The sequence below is a fragment of the Skermanella pratensis genome, assembly GCF_008843145.1.
GTDB lineage: Bacteria > Pseudomonadota > Alphaproteobacteria > Azospirillales > Azospirillaceae > Skermanella > Skermanella pratensis.
Genome location: NZ_CP030265.1, coordinates 4,866,168 through 4,890,376 on the forward strand (window position 1 = coordinate 4,866,168; position 24,209 = coordinate 4,890,376).

The 24,209-nt window shown below is 65.8% G+C and carries 25 protein-coding genes; 11 read left to right on the plus strand and 14 right to left on the minus strand.

What is annotated here, in order from left to right:
* The first annotated feature begins 107 nt into the window (after positions 1-107).
* Positions 108-596 carry a hypothetical protein gene (locus tag DPR14_RS22350; RefSeq protein ID WP_192499109.1) on the plus strand — a complete coding sequence of 163 codons (489 nt, stop codon included), beginning with the start codon at positions 108-110 and terminating at the stop codon, positions 594-596.
* A 27-nt stretch (positions 597-623) separates the two neighbouring features.
* On the opposite strand, the gene DPR14_RS22355 is transcribed toward DPR14_RS22350, so the two are convergent.
* A complete protein-coding gene (locus DPR14_RS22355; RefSeq protein WP_158047113.1) occupies positions 624-1,676 on the minus strand; it encodes a LysM peptidoglycan-binding domain-containing protein in 1,053 nt (350 codons plus the stop codon).
* 298 nt (positions 1,677-1,974) lie between these two features.
* Here DPR14_RS22355 and DPR14_RS22360 point away from each other — a divergent pair, with 298 nt between their 5' ends.
* The 5 genes from DPR14_RS22360 (at position 1,975) to DPR14_RS28945 (ending at position 7,209) form a co-directional block, all read left to right on the plus strand.
* Positions 1,975-2,559, plus strand: a complete 585-nt coding sequence (locus tag DPR14_RS22360; RefSeq protein WP_158047114.1) for an LOG family protein — start codon at positions 1,975-1,977, stop codon at positions 2,557-2,559.
* A gap of 209 nt (positions 2,560-2,768) precedes the next feature.
* A complete protein-coding gene (locus DPR14_RS22365; RefSeq protein ID WP_158047115.1) occupies positions 2,769-3,992 on the plus strand; it encodes an NADP-dependent isocitrate dehydrogenase in 1,224 nt (407 codons plus the stop codon).
* Between the two features lie 171 nt (positions 3,993-4,163).
* Complete coding sequence (locus DPR14_RS22370) at positions 4,164-4,541, plus strand: Gfo/Idh/MocA family oxidoreductase (RefSeq protein ID WP_158047116.1); 378 nt, start codon at positions 4,164-4,166, stop codon at positions 4,539-4,541.
* A gap of 304 nt (positions 4,542-4,845) precedes the next feature.
* Positions 4,846-5,424, plus strand: coding sequence for an OmpA family protein (locus DPR14_RS22375; protein ID WP_192499110.1), 579 nt, complete (start codon positions 4,846-4,848; stop codon positions 5,422-5,424).
* A gap of 153 nt (positions 5,425-5,577) precedes the next feature.
* On the plus strand, positions 5,578-7,209 hold the full coding sequence (locus tag DPR14_RS28945; protein ID WP_343038671.1) for an IS66 family transposase: 1,632 nt from the start codon (positions 5,578-5,580) through the stop codon (positions 7,207-7,209).
* An 86-nt stretch (positions 7,210-7,295) separates the two neighbouring features.
* On the opposite strand, the gene DPR14_RS22385 is transcribed toward DPR14_RS28945, so the two are convergent.
* The 12 genes from DPR14_RS22385 to flgB form a co-directional block, all read right to left on the minus strand.
* A complete protein-coding gene (locus DPR14_RS22385) occupies positions 7,296-7,664 on the minus strand; it encodes a GcrA family cell cycle regulator (RefSeq protein WP_158047118.1) in 369 nt (122 codons plus the stop codon).
* Positions 7,665-8,152: 488 nt separating this feature from the next.
* Positions 8,153-9,340 carry a vWA domain-containing protein gene (locus DPR14_RS22390; RefSeq protein WP_158047119.1) on the minus strand — a complete coding sequence of 396 codons (1,188 nt, stop codon included), beginning with the start codon at positions 9,338-9,340 and terminating at the stop codon, positions 8,153-8,155.
* A 73-nt stretch (positions 9,341-9,413) separates the two neighbouring features.
* Complete coding sequence (locus DPR14_RS22395; RefSeq protein ID WP_158047120.1) at positions 9,414-10,289, minus strand: AAA family ATPase; 876 nt, start codon at positions 10,287-10,289, stop codon at positions 9,414-9,416.
* A gap of 1 nt (position 10,290) precedes the next feature.
* The gene (alaS, locus tag DPR14_RS22400) at positions 10,291-12,957 is read right to left on the minus strand and encodes an alanine--tRNA ligase (RefSeq protein ID WP_158047121.1); all 2,667 of its coding nucleotides are present in this window, start codon (positions 12,955-12,957) and stop codon (positions 10,291-10,293) included.
* Positions 12,958-13,178: 221 nt separating this feature from the next.
* Complete coding sequence (recA, locus tag DPR14_RS22405) at positions 13,179-14,255, minus strand: recombinase RecA (RefSeq protein ID WP_158047122.1); 1,077 nt, start codon at positions 14,253-14,255, stop codon at positions 13,179-13,181.
* Positions 14,256-14,427: 172 nt separating this feature from the next.
* Entirely contained in the window at positions 14,428-16,845 is a 2,418-nt protein-coding gene (locus tag DPR14_RS22410) for a PAS domain S-box protein (protein WP_158048299.1), read from the minus strand.
* A 260-nt stretch (positions 16,846-17,105) separates the two neighbouring features.
* Positions 17,106-18,182: a flagellar biosynthesis protein FlhB gene (flhB, locus tag DPR14_RS22415; protein WP_158047123.1), complete on the minus strand. Its 1,077-nt coding sequence runs from the start codon at positions 18,180-18,182 to the stop codon at positions 17,106-17,108.
* Between the two features lie 72 nt (positions 18,183-18,254).
* Positions 18,255-19,031: a flagellar biosynthetic protein FliR gene (locus tag DPR14_RS22420; protein WP_246148481.1), complete on the minus strand. Its 777-nt coding sequence runs from the start codon at positions 19,029-19,031 to the stop codon at positions 18,255-18,257.
* A 4-nt stretch (positions 19,032-19,035) separates the two neighbouring features.
* Positions 19,036-19,308: a flagellar biosynthesis protein FliQ gene (fliQ, locus tag DPR14_RS22425; protein WP_158047124.1), complete on the minus strand. Its 273-nt coding sequence runs from the start codon at positions 19,306-19,308 to the stop codon at positions 19,036-19,038.
* Between the two features lie 33 nt (positions 19,309-19,341).
* Complete coding sequence (fliE, locus tag DPR14_RS22430; RefSeq protein WP_158047125.1) at positions 19,342-19,647, minus strand: flagellar hook-basal body complex protein FliE; 306 nt, start codon at positions 19,645-19,647, stop codon at positions 19,342-19,344.
* Positions 19,648-19,686: 39 nt separating this feature from the next.
* Entirely contained in the window at positions 19,687-20,097 is a 411-nt protein-coding gene (gene flgC, locus DPR14_RS22435) for a flagellar basal body rod protein FlgC (RefSeq protein ID WP_158047126.1), read from the minus strand.
* A gap of 34 nt (positions 20,098-20,131) precedes the next feature.
* A complete protein-coding gene (gene flgB / locus DPR14_RS22440) occupies positions 20,132-20,542 on the minus strand; it encodes a flagellar basal body rod protein FlgB (RefSeq protein ID WP_158047127.1) in 411 nt (136 codons plus the stop codon).
* Between the two features lie 316 nt (positions 20,543-20,858).
* On the opposite strand from flgB, the gene DPR14_RS22445 reads away from it, so the two are divergent.
* From DPR14_RS22445 to DPR14_RS22465, 5 genes are all read left to right on the plus strand, one after another.
* Positions 20,859-21,191, plus strand: a complete 333-nt coding sequence (locus DPR14_RS22445) for an EscU/YscU/HrcU family type III secretion system export apparatus switch protein (RefSeq protein WP_158047128.1) — start codon at positions 20,859-20,861, stop codon at positions 21,189-21,191.
* Positions 21,188-21,583, plus strand: a complete 396-nt coding sequence (locus DPR14_RS22450) for a hypothetical protein (protein WP_158047129.1) — start codon at positions 21,188-21,190, stop codon at positions 21,581-21,583. The genes DPR14_RS22445 and DPR14_RS22450 overlap by 4 nt, the downstream gene beginning before the upstream one ends.
* Positions 21,584-21,611: 28 nt before the next feature.
* Entirely contained in the window at positions 21,612-21,905 is a 294-nt protein-coding gene (locus tag DPR14_RS22455) for a FliO/MopB family protein (protein ID WP_158047130.1), read from the plus strand.
* 11 nt (positions 21,906-21,916) lie between these two features.
* Positions 21,917-22,699 carry a flagellar type III secretion system pore protein FliP gene (gene fliP, locus DPR14_RS22460; protein ID WP_246148486.1) on the plus strand — a complete coding sequence of 261 codons (783 nt, stop codon included), beginning with the start codon at positions 21,917-21,919 and terminating at the stop codon, positions 22,697-22,699.
* Between the two features lie 457 nt (positions 22,700-23,156).
* Positions 23,157-23,849, plus strand: coding sequence for a YsnF/AvaK domain-containing protein (locus tag DPR14_RS22465; RefSeq protein ID WP_158047131.1), 693 nt, complete (start codon positions 23,157-23,159; stop codon positions 23,847-23,849).
* Between the two features lie 27 nt (positions 23,850-23,876).
* Here the strand turns inward: DPR14_RS22465 and DPR14_RS22470 are convergent, their stop codons facing one another.
* Positions 23,877-24,185, minus strand: a complete 309-nt coding sequence (locus tag DPR14_RS22470; RefSeq protein ID WP_158047132.1) for a hypothetical protein — start codon at positions 24,183-24,185, stop codon at positions 23,877-23,879.
* Positions 24,186-24,209 lie beyond the last annotated feature (24 nt).

Sequence of the window (24,209 nt, forward strand, 5' to 3'; positions counted from 1 at the left end):
GACGGGCTCGGCGGACACCGATACTTATGGCACCGGAAGCGGGATGCAAACCACTTCCACCGCCGCACCCCGGTGCCTTTACCCGATATTAAGGCGAAAACTCCACCATGCTCCCCTCGGCGGCGCCCTGCGCGGTCCATTTCCAGATCGGAGCGGATAGGATGCAGGCTCTCGTCGAAGTCTCCCAGGCGGCGCTGCCATTGAAGCTGGGGACCGTCCACGTGACCCCGGACGGCCTGCTCGGCATCTCCGCGGTCCCGCCGGCGTCGAGCCAGCGCTTCGTGGTCGACGACCTTCTGTTCCAGGTCTCCACCACGCCGCTGGGCGACCGCATGCGCTTCCGCATTTGGGCGGAGATCGGCTGGGTTCCCTACACGGCGGAGTCGCCCCAGCGCCGCCGCGACGTGCTGACGATCCTCCGGGCGTCGCAGCACCTGGAACGGGCTTGTTTCGTGCTCGACGAAGGCCAGAAGATCCTGGTGATCGGCGAGTCCGAGGCGGACCGGCATCTCGACGTGACCGGCGTCGTGTTTGAGACCCTGCTGTTCCTGCAGGAGGTCCGGCCCTACCTGCGCATCCTTTCCGACTATCTGTAACGCCACCGCCCCGTCCAATCGTCCCTTTCAATTGGTCCGGGGCACGCTGAAGATCTGGCCCGGGTAGATCAGGTCGGGATCGCGGATATGCTCCTGGTTCGCCTCGTAGATCAGGCTGAACCGGACGCCGGAGCCATAGGTGCTCCGTGCGATCCGCCACAGGCTGGCGCCGGGCTGGACCACCACCGTCTGGCCGGCTGGCAAGACAGGACGCTGCTCGGCCATCTGGAACGGGATCTCGGTGCGGGCGGCGACCTTGCCGTCCTCGGCCACCTGGTCGGCGCGCAGGGCATAGCGGCCCGGCCGCACCGGCTGTTCGGGCGTCAGGGTCCAGCGCCCGTCGCCGCCCGACCGGGAGTTGCCGACCAGCAGATTGTCCAGATACACCTGGACGCGGGTCTGCGGCGGCGCCCGCCCCCCGATGTTCACCCGCCCGTCCCCTCCGTAGTCGACGATGTCGACCGACACGCCGCCGGCCGGCTGCGGCGCCGTCGCCGGAACGGCGGCCGAAGGCGCCTGGAGGACTGCGGAAGCGCCGCCGCCGTCCCGGGGCACCGCCAGCGCGATCGCGCCGTCCAGGTCCTGGGCCGGCTCGGGCAGAACCAGCACCACGACGTCCTCGGAGCGCACCGACGCCTCGGCCCCGGCTGCCCGCGCCAACAGGCTGAGCTGGCGCCCGCCCGGTCCGAGCGGATCGTCGGGCAGCAGCACCCATTCGCCCCGCTGGTCGGCGACCGCCTGCCCGATCGACCGGCCGCCGTCCAGCACGGTCACGGTGGCATGCGGTTCGGCACGCCCGGCGATGACGGCGTTGCCCTGCGGCGTGACCCGGACGACATCGAAGCTTGGCGGCGAGCCGGGTCCGGGTTCCGGCCTTGGCGGCTCCGGAAGCTTGTCCGGCGTCGCGGCCGGTTCGGAAGCGGGCGCCGCAGCCGACACGGACGGCCCGGCATCCGCTTTTCCGGCCGTGGGAGGTGCCGCGTCCATCAACGATTCACCGGGCTGGTCGAGCCAGGTCAAGGCCAGGGCGGTGCCCAACAGGGCGACGCCGATGGCACCGATTATGAGCGCTCTCTTCACGATCGTCCCGCTTGTCTTTCTCCGAACGATCCGATCCTCGTCCGCCGCAAAGTCTATTCGGTGTAGATCAGGATGCATAGAAGTTACGTCAACCGCCGAAACTCATCCGTCTAAATCATGCCGGGCCATCCGTCGAGCCGGTCTGTTCACGCCTGGGCGCCAGGACATGCGGCGGATCGTCATGGTTGCACTTGGCTCGGCGGCTCCGCCGTGAGAGGCTGGACGGCGCGGACGGATCGACCGCCGGCGGCAGGCGCCATGCCCGGTTCCGGCCGCCGCGGTCCGTAAGGGTGATGGAATGAAGGATTTGAATTCGATTTGCGTCTATTGCGGCTCGTCGAGCCGCGTCAGCGATACCTACAAGGATGCCGCCCATCTGCTCGGCACGCTGATCGGGCGGAACGGCCACCAGCTCGTCTATGGCGGCGGCCGCGTCGGGCTGATGGGGATCGTCGCCGATGCCGCGATCGCGGCCGGCGGTGCCGTCGTCGGGATCATCCCGGAGCATATCCAGGTGCTCGAGGTGGAGCATACCGGCCTGACCGAACTGCTGGTGGTCGACAGCATGCATACCCGCAAGCGGATGATGGTCGACCGTTCCGACGCGTTCGTCGTCCTGCCCGGCGGACTGGGCACGCTGGACGAGACCTTCGAGATCCTGACTTGGAAGCAGCTCCGCCTGCACGACAAGCCGGTGGTGATCGCCAACATCGACGGCTACTGGGATCCGTTCGAAGCGCTGCTCGACCACATGATCGCCCAGGGCTTCGCCCAGCCCGGGCACCGCAAGCTGTTCACCGTGGTGAGCCGGGTGGAGGATGTGATGCCGGCCCTGTCGCGCCAGCCGGAATCCGTGATCAAGCCCGAAACCAAGTGGCTGTGAACCGACAGGCGGCCCCTCCGGGACCCTGGGCCTGCGACGCGGGACCGCTGCGGGCATGTGCGCCTTCTTATGCGGAAAGGACGGTGCTATAAGACGCGCCGTCCAAACTTCTGGCACGCCGCACGACGCCTGCTGAACCGCCTCCGAACGGCGGCATCCAGGGCGCCCAAGAACCACACGCTACCCGCTCCAACCGGGAGATTTCATACATGGCAAAGATTAAGGTCGCTAACCCCGTCGTCGAACTCGACGGCGACGAAATGACCCGGATCATCTGGCAGTTCATCAAGGAAAAGCTGATCCTGCCCTACCTCGACATCGAGGTGAAGTACTACGATCTGGGCATGGAGTATCGCGACAAGACCGACGACCAAGTCACCGTCGATGCGGCCAAGGCAATCCAGCAGTACGGCGTGGGCGTCAAGTGCGCCACGATCACCCCGGACGAGGCGCGCGTCAAGGAGTTCAACCTCAAGAAGATGTGGAAGTCGCCCAACGGCACGATCCGCAACATCCTGGGCGGCACCGTCTTCCGCGAACCGATCATCTGCTCCAACGTGCCGCGCCTGGTTCCAGGCTGGACCAAGCCGCTGATCATCGGCCGCCACGCCTTCGGCGACCAGTACCGCGCGACCGACTTCCAGGTTCCCGGCCCGGGCAAGCTGACCATGACCTTCACGCCCGACGGCGGCGGCGAACCGGTGACCTACGACGTCTTCCAGTTCCCCGAGGCCGGCGTCGCCATGGGCATGTACAATCTGGACGAAAGCATCCGCGGCTTCGCCCGGGCCTGCATGAATTATGGCTTGGCGCGCAAGCTGCCGGTCTACCTGTCGACCAAGAACACGATCCTGAAGGTCTATGACGGCCGCTTCAAGAACCTGTTCGAGGAGGTCTTCGACGCGGAGTTCGCCGAGGAGTTCAAGAAGCTCGGCCTGACCTACGAGCATCGCCTGATCGACGACATGGTCGCCAGCGTCATGAAGTGGGACGGCGGCTTCGTCTGGGCCTGCAAGAACTACGATGGCGACGTGCAGTCCGACACCGTGGCGCAGGGCTTCGGCTCGCTGGGCCTGATGACCTCGGTGCTGCTGAGCCCCGACGGCAAGACGGTCGAGGCCGAGGCCGCCCACGGCACCGTGACCCGGCACTATCGCGAGCACCAGAAGGGCCGCGAGACCTCGACCAACCCGATCGCCTCGATCTTCGCCTGGACCCAGGGCCTGTCCTATCGCGGCAAGTTCGACGGCACCCCCGAGGTCACCCGGTTCGCCGAGACCCTGGAGAAGGTGTGCGTCAGCACCGTGGAGGCCGGTTTCATGACCAAGGACCTCGCCATCCTGATCGGCCCGGAGCAGCCCTGGCTGACCACCAAGCAGTTCCTGGACAAGCTGGACGAGAACCTGAAGAAGGCCATGGCCGAAGCCGCCTGACCCGGCCCGTCGCAGGTTTCGTTTCACCGCGACCCCGCCCGATTCGATCGGGCGGGGTTGCTTTTTGCTGCTCGGCGCGTAAATCTAGAGGCCACTTCGCGAAATGGTATAAACCGGACGCGTCATAATACCGGGGGCTACCTGTGTCCGCCGTGCAGAGGAATTGCAAAGATGCCACACAAGATCAGAATCGCGATCGTCGGGGCAGGTGAAACCGGCGCGCCGCTGCTTGAGCAGCTTCTCTCCGCAGATTTTGTCAAGGTTATAGGCATTGCCGATTTAAACCCCGATGCCCCGGGCATTGTATTGGCCCGGTCTAGAGGCGTGAAAACTTACAGCGATTTCATGGAACTGGCCCGAATGGGTGAAGATATCGATATATTCATTGATGTGACAGGTGTACATAAGGTCCGCGATGCGCTGCGCCACTACATGCAGGAGTCGGACAACCATCATACCGTGATCATGCATGAACTGATCGCCGTCCTGCTGCTCTCCCTGTCCAAAGGCGAGCTGGTGCAGATCAAGCATGGTGACTTGGACTATTGAGTCCGTGTTGGTCGGGTTCACTCCGTCTTGATTATAGGGTTATGGATTATTCGGCTCTGTCCGGGTCCCGTGACTTTATCGTTTCTGTCTCGTTTGTACGGAAACGGCGCTCCGGCCGGCCGCTCCGCGAAGCTTGTGGAAAACGTTTGTTTTCGGCAGGTTACTCCTCGTTCTGGATGTTACGGACTAGCCTCCGTTCTTCGGATCCGATAGGAACCGTGCCCGCGCCGTATGTGTTTTCCGCATTGGACTCTCGCGTGTACGCGTTATGTTGATGCACCAATTCAGCTCAAGGGAGAAGGTCGTGCGCCTTAATCAAATCGCTGCCTCGGGCGTCTTTGCGTTCCTGGCGATGTCGGTCGTTGCGCCCGCCAGCGTGCTGGCTCAAAGCGCCTCGGAAAAGTGCAACACGGTGGTGGACTCCACCGGCAAGCCCGTGATTGCCGCCACCAACACTGCCGTTCTCCACGCCGGAAGCTATGACTGCCCGCCGCCGCCGGCAGCCGCAGCCGCCGCCCCGGCGGCGGCCGTTCCGCCGGCCGCTCCGCTGGCCAACGCCGTCTACTTCGTGTTCTTCGACTTCGACCGCTCGGCCATCACCCCGGCGGCCCAGGACATCCTGAACACGGTCGTCAGCGATGCCCGCCGGACCAACGCGTCCCGCCTGAACGTGCTCGGCCACACCGACACCTCGGGCTCGGCTGCCTACAACCAGCGCCTGTCGGAGCGTCGTGCGTCCGCCGTACGCGAGGCCCTGGTGCAGCGTGGCGTCCCGGCCGGTCAGATCACCACCCGCGGCGTCGGCGAGACGCAGCCGCTGATCGCTACCGGCGACGGCGTCCGCGAGCCGTCCAACCGTCGCGCCGAGATCCGCTTCCAGTAATCCGGACGGGTTTCACGGGCCCTTCCAGCGGAGGGACCCGACAGGAGAAAGGGGTGCCGGACGGCACCCCTTTTTCTTTGTCCGAAACAAGCCGCCGGAAGGGGTTACGGGCAAAAAAGGTACTTGGGGCAAAAGGCCGGGCAGGCATGAGGCGTGCTGGGGTTGGTTGTGATCGGCGCTGGCGCCATCTTTCCTGATGTGTCCGCCCCTGAGAAACTTTCACTTTCCGGCCTGTCGCGCGGCGACCTTGAAGCCCTGACCGAACGCCTGCTGGCAGAGAATGCCGCGCTTAAGCAGGCGATTGCGGACTTGCGAGCGGAGATCGCCGCACTCAAGGGCGTGAAGGGTCGGCCGGCGATCCGTCCGAGCGGCATGGAGCGGAAGACCGAGCCTAAGCCGGAGGGCACCGACAGTCGGCGCGGGAGGAAGCGCCGTAAGACCGAGCGGCTGGTCATCCACGAGGACCGGATCATCAAGGCTGACGTGCCGACCGGCTCGCGCTTCAAAAGTTACGAGGACTTCGTCGTCCAGGATCTCGAGCTGCGCCCGCATGTCGTTCGCATCCGCCGTGAACGCTGGAAAACGCCGGACGGCAGGACGGTGACAGCGCCGATGCCGGCCGGGATCACCGGCCACTTTGGGCCGGAACTGCGCCGTTTCGTGCTGCTGCAATATCATCAGGGCCAGGTAACGATGCCGCGGCTGGTCACCCAGCTCCGGGCATTTGGCATCGACATTTCCAAGCGTCAGGTGGTCCGCCTGTTGAACGCGGGCAACGGCGCCTTTCTGGACGAAGCCCGCGCGGTGCTGCGGGCCGGACTGGAAACCGCCGCCTGGATCAGCGTCGATGACACAGGTGCGCGGCACAAACACCGGAACGGCTTCTGCACCCAGATCGGCAACGACAACTTTGCCGCCTTCGCCACCACAGGCTCCAAGAGCCGGCTGAATTTCCTGACGGTGCTGCGCGCCGGATACGGCGACTACGTGATCAACGCCGAGGCGCTGGACTACATGCGTCGGCGCGCGCTGGCGGGATCGGTGGTCGCCCGGCTGGAGGCCGATCCCGAGCATCGGTTCGCCGACGAGGAGGCGTGGATCCGGCATCTGGAGCGGCTCGGGATCACGACGCTGGCTGTGACGCCCGATCCGGTGCTGGTCGCCACCGAAGGAGCGGTGTGGGGCGCGATCAAGGCCCATGGCCTGTTGCCCGACACCGTGGTCCTGTCCGACGACGCGGGGCAGTTCGCGGTCGGGCGCCATGCCCTGTGCTGGGTCCACGCCGAGCGGCTGATCCATAAGCTCGACACCTTCACCGACAAGCACCTCCAGGCCCAGCAACGCCTGCGCAGCCTGGTCTGGTGGTTCTACGCCGATCTCAAGGCTTATCGTCGCGATCCCGACAAAAGACGGCGCGGACAGCTACGGGCACGCTTTGACCGGATCTTCCGACGGCGCACCGGGTTCGCGACGCTCGACCGGTTATTGGAGCGGCTGCGGTCGAACAAGGATGAACTGCTGGTCGTGCTCGACCGCCCCGAGGTGCCGCTCAATACCAACGGCTCGGAGCGCGACCTGCGCCCACAGGTGATCAAGCGCAAGATCTCCGGCGGTACCCGCTCCGATCAGGGACGCGAGTGCCGGGACGCCTTCGCCGGCCTGCTGCTGTCCTGCACGAAGCTCGGCGTCTCCTTCTGGAACTATCTCGGCCATCGCGTTGGCGTTCCCGGAGCCGATGCCCCGTACTTGCCCAACCTCATTAGGATGCGCTCAGCAACAGCCTGAACGCCCGGCCTTTTGCTCCAGGTACCAAAAAAGAAGCCCGCCGGCGGGAAGCCGGCGGGCCGTTCGGTGGTTTCGCGGAGATCGGATCAGGCGGCGCCGACTTTGCGCTCGCGCTCCTCGTCGCGCTTCTTCGAGCTGGGCTGGTAGGCGATGGCCGCGTGCTCCGCGCAATAGGGCATGCCGGGTTGGGCGGTCTTGCCGCAGAAATGGAAATCCGCGTGCTTGGGATCGCCGACCGGCCATTTGCACATGCGTTCGGTCAGGGCCAGGATCGTGGCGCCGCGCGACGGCTTCTTCTTGATCGGTGACGGCCGTCCTGACAATCCAAGGCGATGGGCCTTACCGATCACGGCGTTGCGGGTGACGTCACCCAGGGCATCCGCGATCTCGCTCGCGCTCATCCCCTGGCCCCAGAGTTGCTTCAGGCGCTCTACCCGTTCGTCAGTCCAACTCATGCCGCTGTCTCCACTCATCCGGGTCCCTATTATTTGTTGCCGACAGGAGTATGGTGGGCCGCATATGGCGTGCCGCTTTCCATAAAAACCTATATCTAGTGCCGACGCGGTGGAAGGCTACCAGATAAGCTTGCCGATGCCTAGAGGGTTGCTGTTACATTTATATGCAAAAGTGGTAAACCATTTGTTTAGATTGCTCCCGCCATCAAGTTGAAAGCCATAGGCAAGAGAATGACCATTCTGTTCCGATACAGGAGAAAAACCGCCCATATGCCAATTATTCCAATGGAATACCGCGATCGGTGCCCCGGTGCACAGGCATCCGTGCACAGGATCAAACTACCACTACGGTAATTTTCAAGGCAATTACATGAACTGTTCTTTCTACTTCCGGCGGGTGCCGGACATGAAAACGATAATGCACCGTGACTTCGGAGCCACGCCGCGGGGCATCGACCGGATGGCCGCGGGAAGCACCACCCTGCCGGTCAGCGGTTCAGCTCACGCATCCCGGCGTCCAACCCGTCGAGGGTCAGGGGATACATACGCCCGCCCATCAGCCGCTGCAGGATCCGGGTGCTCTCCGTGTAGCCCCAATAGGCTTCGGGGGCGGGGTTAAGCCAGATGGAGCGGTTGTAGGTGTTCAGCAGGCGCTGTAGCCAGACCTGCCCGGCCTCATCGTTCCAATGCTCGACGCTGCCGCCGGGATAGACGATCTCGTAGGGGCTCATCGCGGCATCGCCGACGAAGACCAGCTTGTAATCGGTCCCATAGGTGTGCAGCACGTCCCAGGTGGAAGTACGTTCGGCATGGCGGCGGCGGTTGTCGCGCCAGACGCCCTCGTAGACACAGTTGTGGAAATAGAAATATTCGAGATGCTTGAACTCACCCCGCGCGGCCGAGAAAAGCTCCTCGCAGATCCGGATATGGTCGTCCATGGAGCCGCCGACGTCGAGGAACAGCAGCACCTTGACGCTGTTGTGCCGCTCCCGGACCATCTTCAGGTCGAGCGTGCCGGCGTTGCGGGCGGTCGAGCGGATCGTGTCGGGGAGGTCCAGTTCCTCCGCCGCTCCCTCGCGGGCGAACTTGCGCAGACGGCGCAGCGCCACCTTGATGTTGCGGGTGCCCAGCTCTACGGTGTCGTCCAGGTTCCTGAACTCACGCTTGTCCCACACCTTGACGGCCCGGCGATGGCGACTGCCCTCCTGTCCGATGCGGATGCCCTCCGGATTGTAGCCGTAGGCGCCGAACGGCGATGTGCCGGCCGTGCCGATCCATTTGGAGCCGCCCTGGTGACGCTCCTTCTGCTCCGCCAGCCGCTGGGCCAGCGTCTCCATCAGCTTGTCCCAGCCGCCGAGCGACTGGATCTGCCGCTTCTCCTCCTCGGTGAGGTATTTTTCGGCGAGCTTGCGCAGCCACTCCTCGGGGATTTCGGCGGTGACCGGATCGGCCCCGTCGCTCGTGCTTTCCAGCCCCTTGAAGACGTGGCCGAAAACCTGATCGAACTTGTCGAGGTTGCGTTCGTCCTTCACGAGGCAGGTGCGGGAGAGATAATAGAAGTCTTCGACACTGTAATCGGCGATGCCCTGACGCATCGCCTCCATCAGCGCCAGGTACTCCTTCAGGGATACCGGCACCTGCGCCTTGCGCAACTCGTAGAAGAAATTCGTGAACATGGCTCGTCGGTGAACTTCGGGCTGAAATCGTCGAGCCCGCATAGTGCCATGTTTCGGCCCGGCAGTTCTGCCCTTATTTCCCGGGATCCCCCCGTTCGCGCCGGCTGAGGAAGGCCAAGCGCTCGAACAGGTGTACGTCCTGCTCGTTCTTCAGCAGGGCGCCATGGAGCGGCGGGATCAGCTTCTTGGCGTCCCGGGTGCGCAGGGTTTCGGGCGGCACGTCCTCGACCATCAGAAGCTTGATCCAGTCCAGCAGCTCGGAGGTGCTTGGCTTCTTCTTGAGGCCTGGCGTCTCGCGGACCTCGTAGAACAAGGTGAGCGCTTCCCGCAGCAGGTCGCCCTTCAGTCCGGGATAATGGACCTCGACGATGCGCGCCATCGTCTCCGGTTCTGGAAAGCGGATGTAATGGAAGAAGCAGCGGCGCAGGAAGGCGTCCGGCAGTTCCTTCTCGTTGTTCGAGGTGATGATCACGACCGGCCGCCGGCGGGCCTTCACCACCTGCCGGGTCTCGTAGACGAAGAACTCCATCCGGTCCAGTTCGAGCAGCAGGTCGTTGGGGAATTCTATGTCCGCCTTGTCGATCTCGTCGATCAGAAGCACCGACGCCTCGGGGGCGTCGAACGCCTCCCACAGCTTGCCCTTGACGATGTAGTTCGCGATGTCGCGGACCCGCTCGTCGCCCAGCTGGCTGTCGCGCAGGCGGCTGACCGCGTCGTACTCGTACAGACCCTGCTGCGCCTTGGTCGTGGACTTGATGTGCCACTGGATCAGCGGCCGGCCCAGCGCCCGCGCGATCTCCTCGGCCAGGATCGTCTTTCCGGTGCCGGGCTCGCCCTTGACCAGCAGCGGGCGCTGCAACGCCACGGCGGCATTGACGGCGACCCGCAGATCCTCGGTGGCGACGTAGTTGTCGGTCCCGGTGAACTTCTTCACTTCAGGAGGCGTCATCTCAGGCAACTCCCGCCATGGCCTGCTCTATCGCCGCGACGGCGTCCCGGGCGTTGGTGCCGTCGGGCCCGCCGGCCTGCGCCATGTCCGGGCGGCCGCCGCCGCCCTTGCCGCCGACCGCCGCAGCACCCGCCTTGACCAAGTCGACCGCGCTGAAGCGGCCGGTCAGGTCCTCGGTCACGGCAACCACCAGCGACGCCTTGCCGTCGTTGACCGCGACCAGGGCGATCACGCCGGAGCCGACCTGCTTCTTCATCTCGTCGGCCATCGGCTTCAGGTCCTTGGCGGGCATGCCGTCGAGCACGCGCGCGGCGAACTTGACGCCGGCGACCTCCTTCTCGCCGCCGCCGCCGCCGGCCGGGCCGGTGCCGCCGCCCATGGCGACCTGGCGGCGGAGGTCGGTCAGCTCCCGCTCCAGCCGTCGGCGCTCCTCGACCAGGGCCGCGACGCGGGCGGGCACCTCGGCCGGCGTCGCCTTCAGGGCCGCCGCGGTCTGCTGGAGCAGGTGCTCCTGCTCGTTGAGGTAGGCCGCGGCGCCGGGGCCGGTCAGCGCCTCCACGCGGCGGACGCCGGCGGCCACTGCGCCCTCGCCGACGATCTTGAACAGGCCGATGTCGCCGGTGCGGCGGACATGGGTGCCACCGCACAGTTCGATCGAGAACTCCTTGTTGGCGTCGGGATCGCGCCCGCCCATGGAGACGACCCGGACCTCGTCGCCGTACTTCTCGCCGAACAGCGCCATGGCGCCCAGCTCGACAGCTTCCTGCGGGCTCATCAGGCGCGTCACGACGTCGCTGTTGCCCAGGACCCGCCGGTTGACCTCCGCCTCGACCACGGCGATGTCCTCGATGGTCAATCCCACGGGCTGGCTGATGTCGAAGCGCAGGCGCTCCGGCGCCACCAGCGATCCCTTCTGGGTGACGTGCCCGCCCAGGCGGCGGCGCAGCGCCTCGTGCAGCAGGTGAGTCGCGGAATGGTTCGCGCGGATCGCGGCGCGCCGGTCGGTGTCGACCCGAAGCTCGACCACGTCCCCGACCGAGACCGCGCCCTTGGCGACCTTAGCCTGATGGACCCACAGCGCGCCCAGCTTCTTCTGGGTGTCGTTGACCGGCACCTCGGCACCGTCCGCCGTGAACATGACGCCGCTGTCGCCGACCTGGCCGCCGGACTCGCCGTAGAAGGGAGTCTGGTTGACGATCACCTGGGCGTCGGCCCCGGCCTCGGCCGTCTCCACCCGCTTGCCGTCGACGATCAGGGCCAGCACCTTGCCCTCGGCCACCTCGGTGTCGTAACCTAGGAACTCGGTGGCGCCCAGTTCGTCCCGCAGCTCGAACCACAGGGTCTCGGTCGCGGCCTCGCCGGAGCCGGACCAAGCCTTGCGCGCCTCGGCCTTCTGCCGGCCCATGGCCTGGTTGAAGCCGTCGATGTCCACCGTGCGGTTTCGGCCGCGCAGCACGTCCTGGGTCAGGTCGACCGGGAAGCCGAAGGTGTCGTAGAGCTTGAAGGCGACCTCGCCGGGCAGCGAACCGCCCTCGGGGATGCCGGCGGTCTCCTCGTCCAGCAGGCGCAGGCCGCGCTCCAGCGTCTGCTTGAACCGGGTCTCCTCCAGCTTCAGGGTCTCGGTGATCAGCGGCTGCGCCCGCACCAGTTCCGGATAATGCGTGCCCATGAGCTGGACCAGCGCCGGGACCAGGCGGTGCATCAAGGGCTCCTTGCAGCCGATGATATGGGCGTGGCGCATGGCGCGGCGCATGATCCGGCGCAGCACGTAGCCGCGGCCCTCGTTTGACGGCAGCACGCCGTCGGCGATCAGGAACGAGGTCGAGCGCAGATGGTCGGCGATGACCCGGTGGGAGACCGCGTGCGGACCGTCGGCGGCGACCTTGGTGGCGTCGGCCGAGGCCAGGATCAGCGTGCGCAGCAGGTCGATGTCGTAGTTGTCGTGCTTGCCCTGGAGCACCGCCGCCAGCCGCTCCAGGCCCATGCCGGTGTCGATCGAAGGCTTGGGCAGGTCGATCCGCCGGTCGGGCGTCACCTGCTCGTACTGCATGAACACGAGGTTCCAGATCTCGATGAAGCGGTCGCCGTCCTGGTCGGCGCTGCCCGGCGGGCCTCCGGCCACCGCCGGGCCGTGGTCGTAGAAGATCTCGGAGCAGGGGCCGCACGGGCCGGTGTCGCCCATGCGCCAGAAATTGTCGTCGGTCGGGATGCGGATGATCCTGCCGTCGTCCAGGCCGGCGATCTTCCGCCACAGGGCGGCCGCCTCCTCGTCGGAGGAGTGGACGGTGACCAGCAGCTTGTCCGCCGGAAGCCCGTACTCCTTCGTGATCAGGTTCCAGGCATGCTCGATGGCGCCTTCCTTGAAGTAGTCGCCGAACGAGAAATTGCCGAGCATCTCGAAGAAGGTGTGGTGCCGGGCGGTGTAGCCGACATTGTCCAGGTCGTTGTGCTTGCCGCCCGCGCGCACGCATTTCTGGCTGGTGGTCGCCCGGGAATAAGAGCGCGCCTCGGCCCCGGTGAAGACGTTCTTGAACTGCACCATGCCGGCGTTGGTGAACATCAGCGTCGGATCGTTGCGCGGCACCAGCGGGCTGGAGTCCACGATCTGGTGACCCTGACTGGCGAAATAGTTCAGGAAGGTGGCGCGGATGTCGTTGGCGGTCTGCATGATGGCGCTCGGTTCCCAGGACGCAGGTATGGTGCGGCCCGTCTTCTGTTCAAAGGTTTCGGCCGACACGGGTTTCCCTGCTTGTACCGTGCCGGCGGGGCTGATGTCCACCGATGCTGCGGAAGCCCCGGGGGAAGCCCCGGGCAATGCCCAAACGGAAAAGCCGCGCGGTCCCGAAGGTCCGCGCGGCTTTTCCGGTGCAGGATATCCCGGGGTACGGATCAGTCCGGGCTGCTGGCTTCGCCGTCCGCTTCCGGCGTTCCCATCATGGCGTTCGCCACCAGGCCGGCGTTGGCGCGGATCTTGGCCTCGATGGAGTCGGCCACCTCGGTGTTCTGGCGCAGGAAGTTCTTGGCGTTCTCGCGGCCCTGGCCGATGCGCTGGCCCTCGTAGCTGAACCAGGAACCCGACTTCTCCACCACGTTGGCCTGGACGCCGAGGTCGAGCAGCTCGCCCACCTTGGACACGCCCTCGCCGTACATGATGTCGAACTCGACCACCCGGAACGGCGGGGCCATCTTGTTCTTGACCACCTTCACGCGGGTCTGGTTGCCGACTACGTTCTCCCGGTCCTTGATCGCGCCGATCCGGCGGATGTCGAGGCGAACCGAGGCGTAGAACTTCAGCGCGTTGCCGCCGGTCGTGGTTTCAGGGTTGCCGAACATGACGCCGATCTTCAACCGGATCTGGTTGATGAAGATGACGGTGGTGTGCGACTTGGAGATCGAGCCGGTCAGCTTGCGGAGCGCCTGGCTCATCAGCCGGGCGTGCAGGCCGACGTGACTGTCCCCCATCTCGCCTTCCAGTTCGGCACGCGGCACCAGGGCCGCGACGCTGTCGACCACCAGCACGTCGATGGCGCCCGAGCGAACCAGCGTGTCGGTGATCTCGAGCGCCTGCTCGCCGGCGTCGGGCTGCGAGATCAGCAGCTCGTCCACGTCGACGCCCAGCTTGCGGGCATAGCCGGGATCGAGCGCATGCTCGGCATCGACGAAGGCGCAGGTGCCGCCGTTCTTCTGGGCCTGGGCGATGGCGTGGAGCGCCAGGGTCGTCTTGCCCGAGCTTTCCGGGCCGTAGATCTCGACGATGCGGCCGCGCGGCAGGCCGCCGATGCCGAGCGCGATGTCGAGGCCGAGCGAACCGGTCGAGACGACCTCGGCCTCCGTCGAAACTTCGCGGGCACCGAGCTTCATGATGGAGCCCTTGCCGAACGCGCGTTCGATCTGACCGAGGGCCGCGTCTAGTGCCTTTTGCTTATCCATGGGACTTTCAACCAAACGCAAGGGTGCGGACGACATGCTGGGGCCCCTCTTCTCTCATACGGTCGGCAGGAGTGCAACGTGAAGAGAATGTACTCTTTTCGTTCTCTCCTGCCAAGAGGCAATCAGAACATAAAGGGAACGAATCACCCGTCCCATGTTCCGCAAACGTCCGTAGGAACCCGTCATGTGGAAACCGCTGCGGCCCGTGTCACCCGTCGCGCAGAACCTCCTTCACCTTGCCGGCGAGTTGCTTGAGGCTGAACGGCTTGGGCAGGAAATGGATGTGCTCGCCGGCGTCGATCTGGTCGCGGAACTTGTCCTCGGTATAGCCGGAGATGAAGATCACCTTCATTTCCGGCCGTTTGTCGCGGACGTGCCGGATCAGCGTGGGACCGTCCATATGGGGCATCACCACGTCGCTGACCAGCAGGTCGACACGGTTCGACTCTGAGTTCAGCAGGCTGAGCGCCGCTTCGCCGCTGCGGGCCTCCAGCACCTGATAACCCTTGTTGCGGAGCGCCCGGGCGCTGAACACGCGCACCGCGTCCTCGTCCTCGACCAGCAGGATGGTCCCGGTCCCGGTCAGATCCCCGGCCGACCGCTCCCGGGCCTCGCTCTCGGCTTCCGCCGTGGCGCCGGCGGCCTTGGCCGACTGGTGGCGCGGCAGGTATATGGTGAACTTGGCGCCCTCCCCCGGGGCGCTGTCGACGAAGATGAAGCCGCCGGTCTGGCGCACGATGCCGTACACGGTGGACAGGCCGAGGCCGGTGCCGGAGCCGACCTCCTTGGTGGAGAAGAACGGCTCGAAGATGCGGGCGAGGTTCTCCTTGGGAATCCCGATGCCCGTGTCCGATACCTCGATCGCGACATACTCGCCGGGCGGCATCTCCTCGTGCTCGCGGCGGGTCGGGCCCTCGGTCGAGACGTTGCTGGTCTGGATGGTCAGCCGCCCGCCGCCCGACATGGCGTCGCGGGCATTGACGGCGAGATTGATGATGACCTGCTCGAGCTGGCCCTGGTCGACCTTGATCAGGCCCAGGTCGCGGCCGTGGGTCATCTTCAGCTCGATGTTCTCGCCGATCAACCGGCGCAGCAGGTTCGACAGCTCGGCCAGCACGTCGGTGATGTTGAGCACCCGCGGCTGCAGCGTCTGCTGGCGCGAGAAGGCCAGCAGCTGGCGCACCAGGTTGGCCGCACGGTTGGCGTTCTGCTTGATCTGCATGATGTCGCTGAACGACTGGTCGCCCGGCTTGTGCCGGAGCAGCAGCAGGTCGCAGAAGCCGATCATCGCGGTCAGGAGGTTGTTGAAGTCGTGGGCCACGCCGCCCGCGAGCTGGCCGATCGCCTGCATCTTCTGACTCTGGGCGAACTGCGCCTCCAGGCTCTTCTGCTCGGTCAGATCGATGAAGTGCAGGATCATTCCGGAGCCAGAACCCGCCCCGGCCTCTCCGCTCCCCGATCCATTGCCCGATCCGCCGGCCATCCGGCGGGCATAAAGCTGCGCCATTTTCTTGTCGCGGCCCTGGGCGCGCAGGTTGACCTCGAAAGGAGCGATCATATCGGAACCGGATTTGATCTGCTCCAGGCGGGCGACCACCGTGGACCGCTCGCCCGCGCTGAACAGTTCGGCCAGGGGGCATCCCATGATGCTGCGCAGGGGACGTCCGACCATGGTCAGGAAAGCCTGGTTGCATTCCGCCAGCCTGCCGCCCTCGTCGATCAGCGCGATGCCGATCGGCGCCTCCTCGAAGAAGCTCTGGAAGCGCTGCTCAGACAGGTGCAGCGCCTCGCGCCATTCCCGCTCGGGCGTCAGGTCCCGCACCACGGAGCGGGTCCGCAGCGACCGGCCATCGCCCGACGCCACCACGGTCTGGACGACCGAGGCCTGGAAACGCCGGCCCTCGATGCCCTTCATGGTCACGTCGCCGCCGCTCTCGGCTCCGGCGAACGGGCTGTGGGCCGCCGACGGGCCGGGCGGCGGCTCGGCCAGGACGTCGTGAAGCCTGACGGAACCGCCGACCAGGTCGGCCGGCGTGCAGCCGAGCCATTCGGCCAGGGTGGCGTTGGCGTACAGGAAGCGGCCGTCCTGGTCGACCGAATAGAAGCCGATCGGCGCGCTGCCCATGAAATCGGACAGGTTCGCCTGTTCCTCACGCAGCTGCTGTTCGGCCCGCTTGCGTTCGGTGATGTCCTCGACCACCCATTTGACCAGCTTCTCCCCGGAGCCGGGGCCGATGGCGGCCGGATCCGGATCGGCCAGCGGCATCACCTGGACCAGGAGCCACGGGCGGTCCGGTCCAAGGGCCAGTTCGGCGGAGGCCCCATCGCCGCGCAGCGCCGCGTCGACCAGCCCACGGAAGCGGGAGGCCATCTCCGGAGCATGATCGAAACGGAGCCGGAGCGAATCGAGCGCGTCCTTGCCAGCCCCGCCGGCCAGATGTCGGAAGGCGGCGTTGACCTGCACGACCCGGCCGTCGCGGCCGGTGATCATGCGCCCCACCTTCCCGGCCTGGAAGGCGCTGGCCAGCATCGCCCGGTCGCCATCCGCCTTACCCCGGTCCGACGCCTGGAGAGACGAGATCCTGCCCGCCAGCGCGGCGCCGCCGGCGGCCAGCAGGACGAACATGCCGCCGCTCAGGGCCACGGGATCGGTCACGATCCCCCCTGCCGCCAGACCCAGGCCCGCGGCGCCGATCGCCGCCAGCCCGCCCGCCCCGGTGAACGCGGTCCGGGTCAGGGCGCCGTCGCGCGACGGCTTCTCCCCGGCGGACAGCCTCGGCCCCGCAAGGTCGAGGGAGGATGAAGAAACCTGCTCCTGCACTGCTGCCCCATGCCAATGATTACGTATCGATCCTACTACTTGCATGCGTTCCGCGCGAGGTACGGTTACCGTCCCGAGAAGCGATTTTTGAGCTTGAACACGTAGGATATGACCTCCGCCATGGCTTTATAATGTTCCGGCGGAATCTCCTGGTCGATTTCCACGGCGGCGTAGAGCGCGCGCGCCAGCGGCGGGTTCTCGACCAGCGGGATATCGTGCTCCCGGGCGATCTCGCGGATCTTGGCGGCGACGGCGTCGGCGCCCTTGGCCAGAACGACCGGCGCCGCCATGGCCGACTGGTCGTATTTCAGGGCGACCGCGAAGTGGGTCGGGTTGGTCACGACCACATCGGCGCGCGGGACGGCCTGCATCATGCGCCGCCGCGCCTTGTCGAAGCGCATCTGGCGCAGCCGCGCCTTGACGATCGGGTCGCCCTCCTGCTGCTTGAACTCCTCCTTCACGTCCTGCTTGGTCATCCGCATCTTCTTGGTGTACTCGAACCGCTGATAGAAGAAGTCGGCCATGGCCACGAACAGCATGATGATCGTGACCCACAGGAAAAGCTTGACCACGAGATACTGGGTCTCGGCCAGCAGCAGATCCATGGGCATGCCGACATAGTGCTCGACGCTGGCGATCACCGGCCGCAGGACGATCGCGCAGACCACGCCGACCACCGCCATCTTCACGAAGCCCTTGACCATCTCGAGGCTGTTCTGCATCGAGAACAACCTCATGAAGGCGGGGAGCGGGTTCAGCTTGGTGAGGTCCGGCTTCATCTTCTCGGCGGTGACCAGCCATCCGATCTGGAGAATCGTGCCCAGCACGCCGGCCGCCGCCATGATGATCACCGGCAGCAGGATCGCCAGCAGGGCCGTCAGCACGGTATCGGCCAGGATCAGGCCGATCATCCCCTGGTCGAGCCGCTCGGTGCCGGCCCGCTCGAAGAAGCCCACCAGCGCGTCGCTCAGCCGCCGGATCGACGCCGGCGCCACGAGGGAAACCACCACCAGTCCGCCGAGCAGCATCAGCCAGTTCTTGGCTTCCTGGCTCATCGGAACGTTGCCCTTCTCGCGGGCGTCGCTCAGCTTTTTTCCGGTCGGGTCTTCCGTTTTGGAGGCGTCATCATCATCCTCGGCCATCGGCGCCTCCAAGCAGCCAAGGCGGTCCACCGGTCATTTCGGAACCGGGATGAACGCATGTCCGGAGCGGGCTCAGCCGAGCAATCCCATCAGGGTGTCCTGGACCTTCCGCAGCCAGAACAGCATGGTCGCCGAGATGACGATCGCGAACAGCGCCAGGCCAAGGGCGACCTGTCCGCCCATGATCACGCTGAAGGCCTGGAACTGCGGCATCATCTTCTGAAGAAGGCCGACCGCCAGGTTGAACATGATGCCGACCGCCAGGAAAGGTGCGGCCATCTGGGCGCCGATCGCGAAGCTCTGCCCGACCATCTTCGTCGTCATTTCGGCGAAGTCTCCCATCGGCAGGACGGCGCCGGGGACGAACACCTCGTAGCTCCCGATCACCGCGAGGATAAGGAGATGGTCGAGGTCGGTGACGAACAGCAGGACGATGCCCATATAGCCCATGTAGGCGCCGATCAGGGTGCCCTGGGACGCCAGTGCCGGATTGAACATGAAGGCGTTGGACAGGCCGATCTGCATGGAGATCAGGGTCCCGGCCGTATCCAGCGCCGCCGTCAGCAGCCGCGTGACGGTGCCGAGGAAGACCCCGATGAAGCCCTCCTTCACGATCAGCACGGTCATTCCCAGGACGCCCGCGGGAACCGGCGGCAGCATGGGCATCAGGATCGGCTGGACCACCACGGTGATGGCAAGCGCCAGGAGCAGGCGGATGCGGGCGGAGACATAGGCGTCGCCGAAGCCCGGCAGCAGCATGAAGGCGGTGCCTAGCCGCGAGAAGATCACCATGAAGGCGTAGATCTGTCCGGTCAGCGCCTCGTTCAGGCTCAGCAACTCCATCGGCATGGGATCATGTGGCTCCCATGCCGATGATCCGGTCGGCCAGCTGCTGGGTGAAGGTGACCAGCGTCGACAGCATGAACGGCATCAGCAGCAGCAGGGCGCCGAACACGAGGACGACCTTGGGCACGAAGGTCAGGGTCATTTCCTGGATCTGCGTCAGCGCCTGGAACAGGGAGATCACGAGCCCGACGACCAGCGTCAGGATCATGATCGGGCCGCCGATCTTCAGCGTCACGACGATCGACTCGCGGACGACCTCCATCACGTCGGTCTCGTTCATGGGCCAGGCACCGGATTCAGCTTCGGGGAAGGCTCAGATCGGCATCCGCAGGATTTCCTGGTAGGCCTGCACCACCTTGTCCCGCACGCTGGTCGCCGTCTGCAGGGTGAGCTCGGCGTTGGTCACCGCGGTGATCACCTCGGTCAGGTCCGCCTTGCCGACGACGGCGGCGGCGCTGACCTGCTCGCTCCTGTGAAGCTGCCCGATGCCGGTCTCCGCCGCCTCGCGCACGAACGTCGCGAACGACGGGCCGGCGTCGCGCGGCGCCATGCCCGGCGTGGTGCCGGTGGCGGCCATCTTGGCATAGGCGTTGACGGCGTTGGCGACGGTGGCGACCATGGTTCAGGCTCCGGACAAGGTCAGGTCAACAAGGGCGGATCAGCCGCGCAGGATCTCGATGGTGCGCATCAGCAGCGTCTTGGACGCCTCGATGACGCTCAGGTTGGCCTCGTAGCTCCGCTGCGCCTCGCGCATGTCGTTGGTCTCGACCAGCGTGTTGACGTTGGGGTACAGGACGTAGCCCTCGGCGTTGGCGCTCGGGTGGGTCGGGTCGTAGCGCCTCTGGAAGTCGCTGCGGTCCTTGTCGATCTTGCGCACCCGCACGGTCTCGACGCCCATCTGGCGGTCGAGCGCGTTCTCGAAGGTGATGACCTTGCGCCGGTACGGCAGGTCGTTGGGGGTCTCGGCCGTCGAGTTGGCGTTCGCCATGTTCTCGGCGATCACCTTGATGCGGGCGCCCTGGACCTTCATGCCCGCGGCGGCGACGTTCAGGCTGTCGCGCAGATCCATTTGGTGTCCTCCTCCTGGCGTCGGGTGTCGGCGGTCAGACGCCGCTGCGGCCGATGGCCGTGCGCATCAGCCCGACATGCTTGCGGTACAGGTTCGTGACGAGCTGGTAGGTCATGCCGGTGTCGGCGACCTTGCTCATCTGCTCCTCCAGCACCACGGCGTTGCCGTCCGGGGCGACTTCGAAATTGTTCTTCGGCCTGTCCTCGCGGACGTCGTTGCCGCGTGCCGCCGCCGAACCGGACATGTGGCCGACCGCCGTCATCCGCGGCTTGAGCTGGCGGGTCTGGGTGAGCGCGTTGTCGAAGGTGAACCCCGTCAGGTCGCTCGGACGGTAGCGCGGCGTGTCGGCATTGGCGATGTTCTGGGCGAGCACCTGCTGGCGCTCGGTCAGCCAGTCCAGCTTGCCCTTCATGAGCTTGAAGAGCCCCGTATTGCCCAGATCCATGGTGCCACCACCCTTTGCAACGCAAGGTTCCAGAATTGCCCGGTCGCGTTAATTTGTCGTTAACGCCGCGCCGCTGCGGCCCGGCCGAACCTCCGCCAAACCGCCTCGTGTCAGCTAAGCAAGTTGCGGGCCAACACCGGACGCACCGGCTTCCGCGGATCGTCACGCGGCAAGCCTGAGCTGGCCGGCACTGCGGCAATTCCTGCCGGGTCAAGATTGCCGCGCCCTCCTTCAGATTTGGTTAAGCATGACCGGATTAGGGTGACGACCGGCCCGCGCGAGCGGGCAGTGTTTCCAAACCCGGTCGAGACTCCCCGTGGCCTATCCAGATCCCTCAGACGCGGCCCGTTCCCGCAGCCGGCCCGCCAAGCCGCGCCGCCCGGTCGCCGTGGCGCTCCAGTACGAGCTGGACGGTCCGTCGCTGCCGCGCGTCGTGGCCAGCGGACAGGGGCACGTCGCCGAGCAGATCCTGGAAATGGCGTTCGCCTCCGGCGTGAAGGTGCGCGAGGACGCCGACCTTGCCGAGCTGCTGTCGGTGGTTCAGCTCGACTCGGAAATCCCGGCCGACGCGCTGGTCGCGGTCGCCGAGATCCTTGCCTATATCTATCGAGCCAACGGCAAGCTGCCTCCGCGCGGAGGCCAGCCATGACCGGGCACCCGCCCGCTCCGGCGGCGGCCCTGCCCGATGCCGAGGACATGCAGGCGATCGGGCGGGAACTGGAGGGGATCGTGCTGGCGGTGGCCGATGCGCGGGTGGCGCTGAGCGGCGGCGGGGTGATCGACCTGGCCGGGCTGGACGACCGGATCGGCGCCATCTGCGCCGCCCTGGAAGCCCGGACGCCGGAAGCGGCCCGGTCCCTGCTGCCCAGGCTGCTGACCCTGGTGGAAGACCTCAACATGCTCTCCGCCGCCTGCGACCAGGTACAGGCCGACACCTCGGTCGAGCTGGAGCGGGTCGCGACCCGCAACCGCGCCTCGCTGGCCTATGGCCGCCAGCCGGTGCCGCTACCGCCGCCGCCGGGCGATCCGACCCGCGAATAGCCTCCCGACAGTCCTGGAACCCGCCGACATGGAGATGGAAACCTATCTGCGCTTCGCCCTGGCCCTTGTCTTCGTGCTGGGCCTGATCGTCGTCGCGGCCTGGCTCATGAGACGGTTCGGCTATGGCGGGGCCGCGGCATCCCGCCCGGGCCGCGAGCGGCGGCTCGGCATCGTCGAGGTGACGCAGATCGACGCCCGCCGGAAGCTGGTCCTGGTCCGGCGCGACGGCGTCGAGCATCTGGTGCTGCTCGGCATGAACGCCGACCTCGTCCTGGAAAGCGGCATCCGGCCCGCGGCGGAAGCCGGCGGCACCGTGCCATGAGGACCCTGCCCATGAAGATGTCGCTCTTCAAGACGTGGATTCCCCCGGGAGCGGTCGTCGCGGGGCTGGCCGCCGCCGCAGGGCTGGGCGCATGGCTCGCGGCGTCCCCGGCCCTGGCCCAGAGCTTCAGCCTGGACCTGAACCGGGCGGGCGGGTCCAGCACGTCGCAGATCATCCAGCTATTCGCCCTGCTGACGGTGCTGTCGCTCGCCCCCAGCATCCTGGTCATGGTGACCGCTTTCGTCCGGATCGTCGTGGTGCTGTCGTTCCTGCGGACCGCCATGGGCATCCAGCAGACACCGCCGAACTCGGTGATGATCAGCCTGGCGCTGTTCCTGACCGCCTTCATCATGGCTCCGACCATGGACGAGGCCTACACGAACGGCATCGCCCCCCTGATCGCCAATGAGATCGACGAGATGGAGGCGCTCGACCAGTCGGTGAAGCCGTTCCACACCTTCATGATGCGGCATGTGCGCGAGGCGGACCTGATCCTGTTCGCCGACATCGCCAAGGTCGGCGAGATCCGCGCGCCCGAGGACACGCCGCTCCAGGTGCTAATCCCCGCCTTCATGATCTCCGAACTGCGCCGGGGCTTCGAGATCGGCTTCCTGCTGTTCCTGCCGTTCCTGATCATCGACATGGTGGTCGCCTCGATCCTGATGTCGATGGGCATGATGATGCTGCCGCCGGCCGCAGTCGCCATGCCGTTCAAGATCATCTTCTTCGTCCTGGTCGACGGCTGGCACCTGATCTCGGGCACGCTGGTACAGAGCTTCGGGACGATCTCCTAAGGCTCCGCCACCGTGATCGCGATGGGGTGCTGCGGTGCCGAAGGCCGGCACCAAACATCGGCGCTGCGGGCACGGTGTCGGCCTCGGCCCTGGGCAGACGCCGACCCACGGGCGAGCACCACACCTACCCGCTCTAGAAATTGATTCGCCGGAGTATTGGTAAATGCACGGACGTTCATTAGTGCGCAAATATTATAAAAATTACCCGCCCCTATCTTGCTGGTTAGTCATCCCACATATTGCGGACTTTATTCTTCTTTCGAAAGAGACTCAAAATTCTTTTCACTCTTTATTGCATTCGAATAATAAAACTTCGACGATCTCAGATAAATTCAGGAACCCCGTGCGGTGCAGCATGTTTGTTTGCATGTGCGAGGGAGGCCGACCGACGGCCGATCTTCTCGCTCAAGACCACTACCGCAGACAATCATAGCAAACCATCGCAAGGGAATTTCACATGACCACTTCCGTCATCGGACTCTTCGAGAGCCGCGACGTCGCCAGCAAGGTTCTTGGCGAACTGACCAAGGCCGGCTTCGACAAGAAGGCGGTAGAGGTCCTGCAGGGGGTCGCGGTATCCAAGATTTCCAGCCGGCTGGTCGACGCCGGCTATGAACAGGATCGGGCCAAGAGCTACGGCGAAGCAGTCGAAAAGGGCGGCGCGCTCATCATCGCCGAAACCAGCGACGACAAGGCCGACGAAGCCCTGAGCACCATGCGCCGCTTCGATGTCCTGACCCCGGAGGCCCTGCTGGAGAAGATCGGCGGCTCGGAAACCGAAAAGGCCCAGGTGATCGAGGAGGAGTTGGAGGTCGGCAAGACCCGGACGACCGGCGGCAAGCGCCTGGAGGTTTCGGTCAGCGAGCGGGAGGTCCAGGAGTCGGTGACCCTGCACGAGGAAACCGTCGATGTCGAGCGCACCAAGGCCGACCGGGTCCTGAAGCCCGGCGAAGCCGACAAGGCGTTCGAGGACCGGACGATCGAGATGACCGAAATCAAGGAGAAGCCGGTCGTCTCCAAGCAGGCCCATGTGGTCGAGGAAGTCGCGCTGACCAAGCAGTCGGGCGAGCGCGAGGCCACCGTGAGCGGCACCGTCCGGCGCCAGGACGTCACCGTCGAGGAAATCGACCGGAAGTCCGCCAAGTCCTGATCCGGTCCTTCCGATCGGCCCGTGCGGTCAGGAGGTGGCGGGCTCTCCACGCGGTCCGCCATCCCCTTCGTCCGCCTTGCTTTGGGCATCGCTAGCGGCATCCGCCCGCTCGGTGCCGCCGGCGACCGGATTGGCGCCCTTGTGCTCCGGGGCGAGATGGTCGCCGGAACCGCCGCTGCTCGATGGGGCGGCGGTCGGGCTGCCCGGGCCGGCCGCCTGCCCGGCTTCGGTGCCGTCGGCATCCTTCTGGATCGGTTGGCCGGGACGGAACCTCAGCCGCTCCGTTTCGTCGTTCCTGCCGTTCTGGTCCCTGATGGTCTGATCATGGTCTGACACGGTCGGCTTCTCCGGATCTCGTTC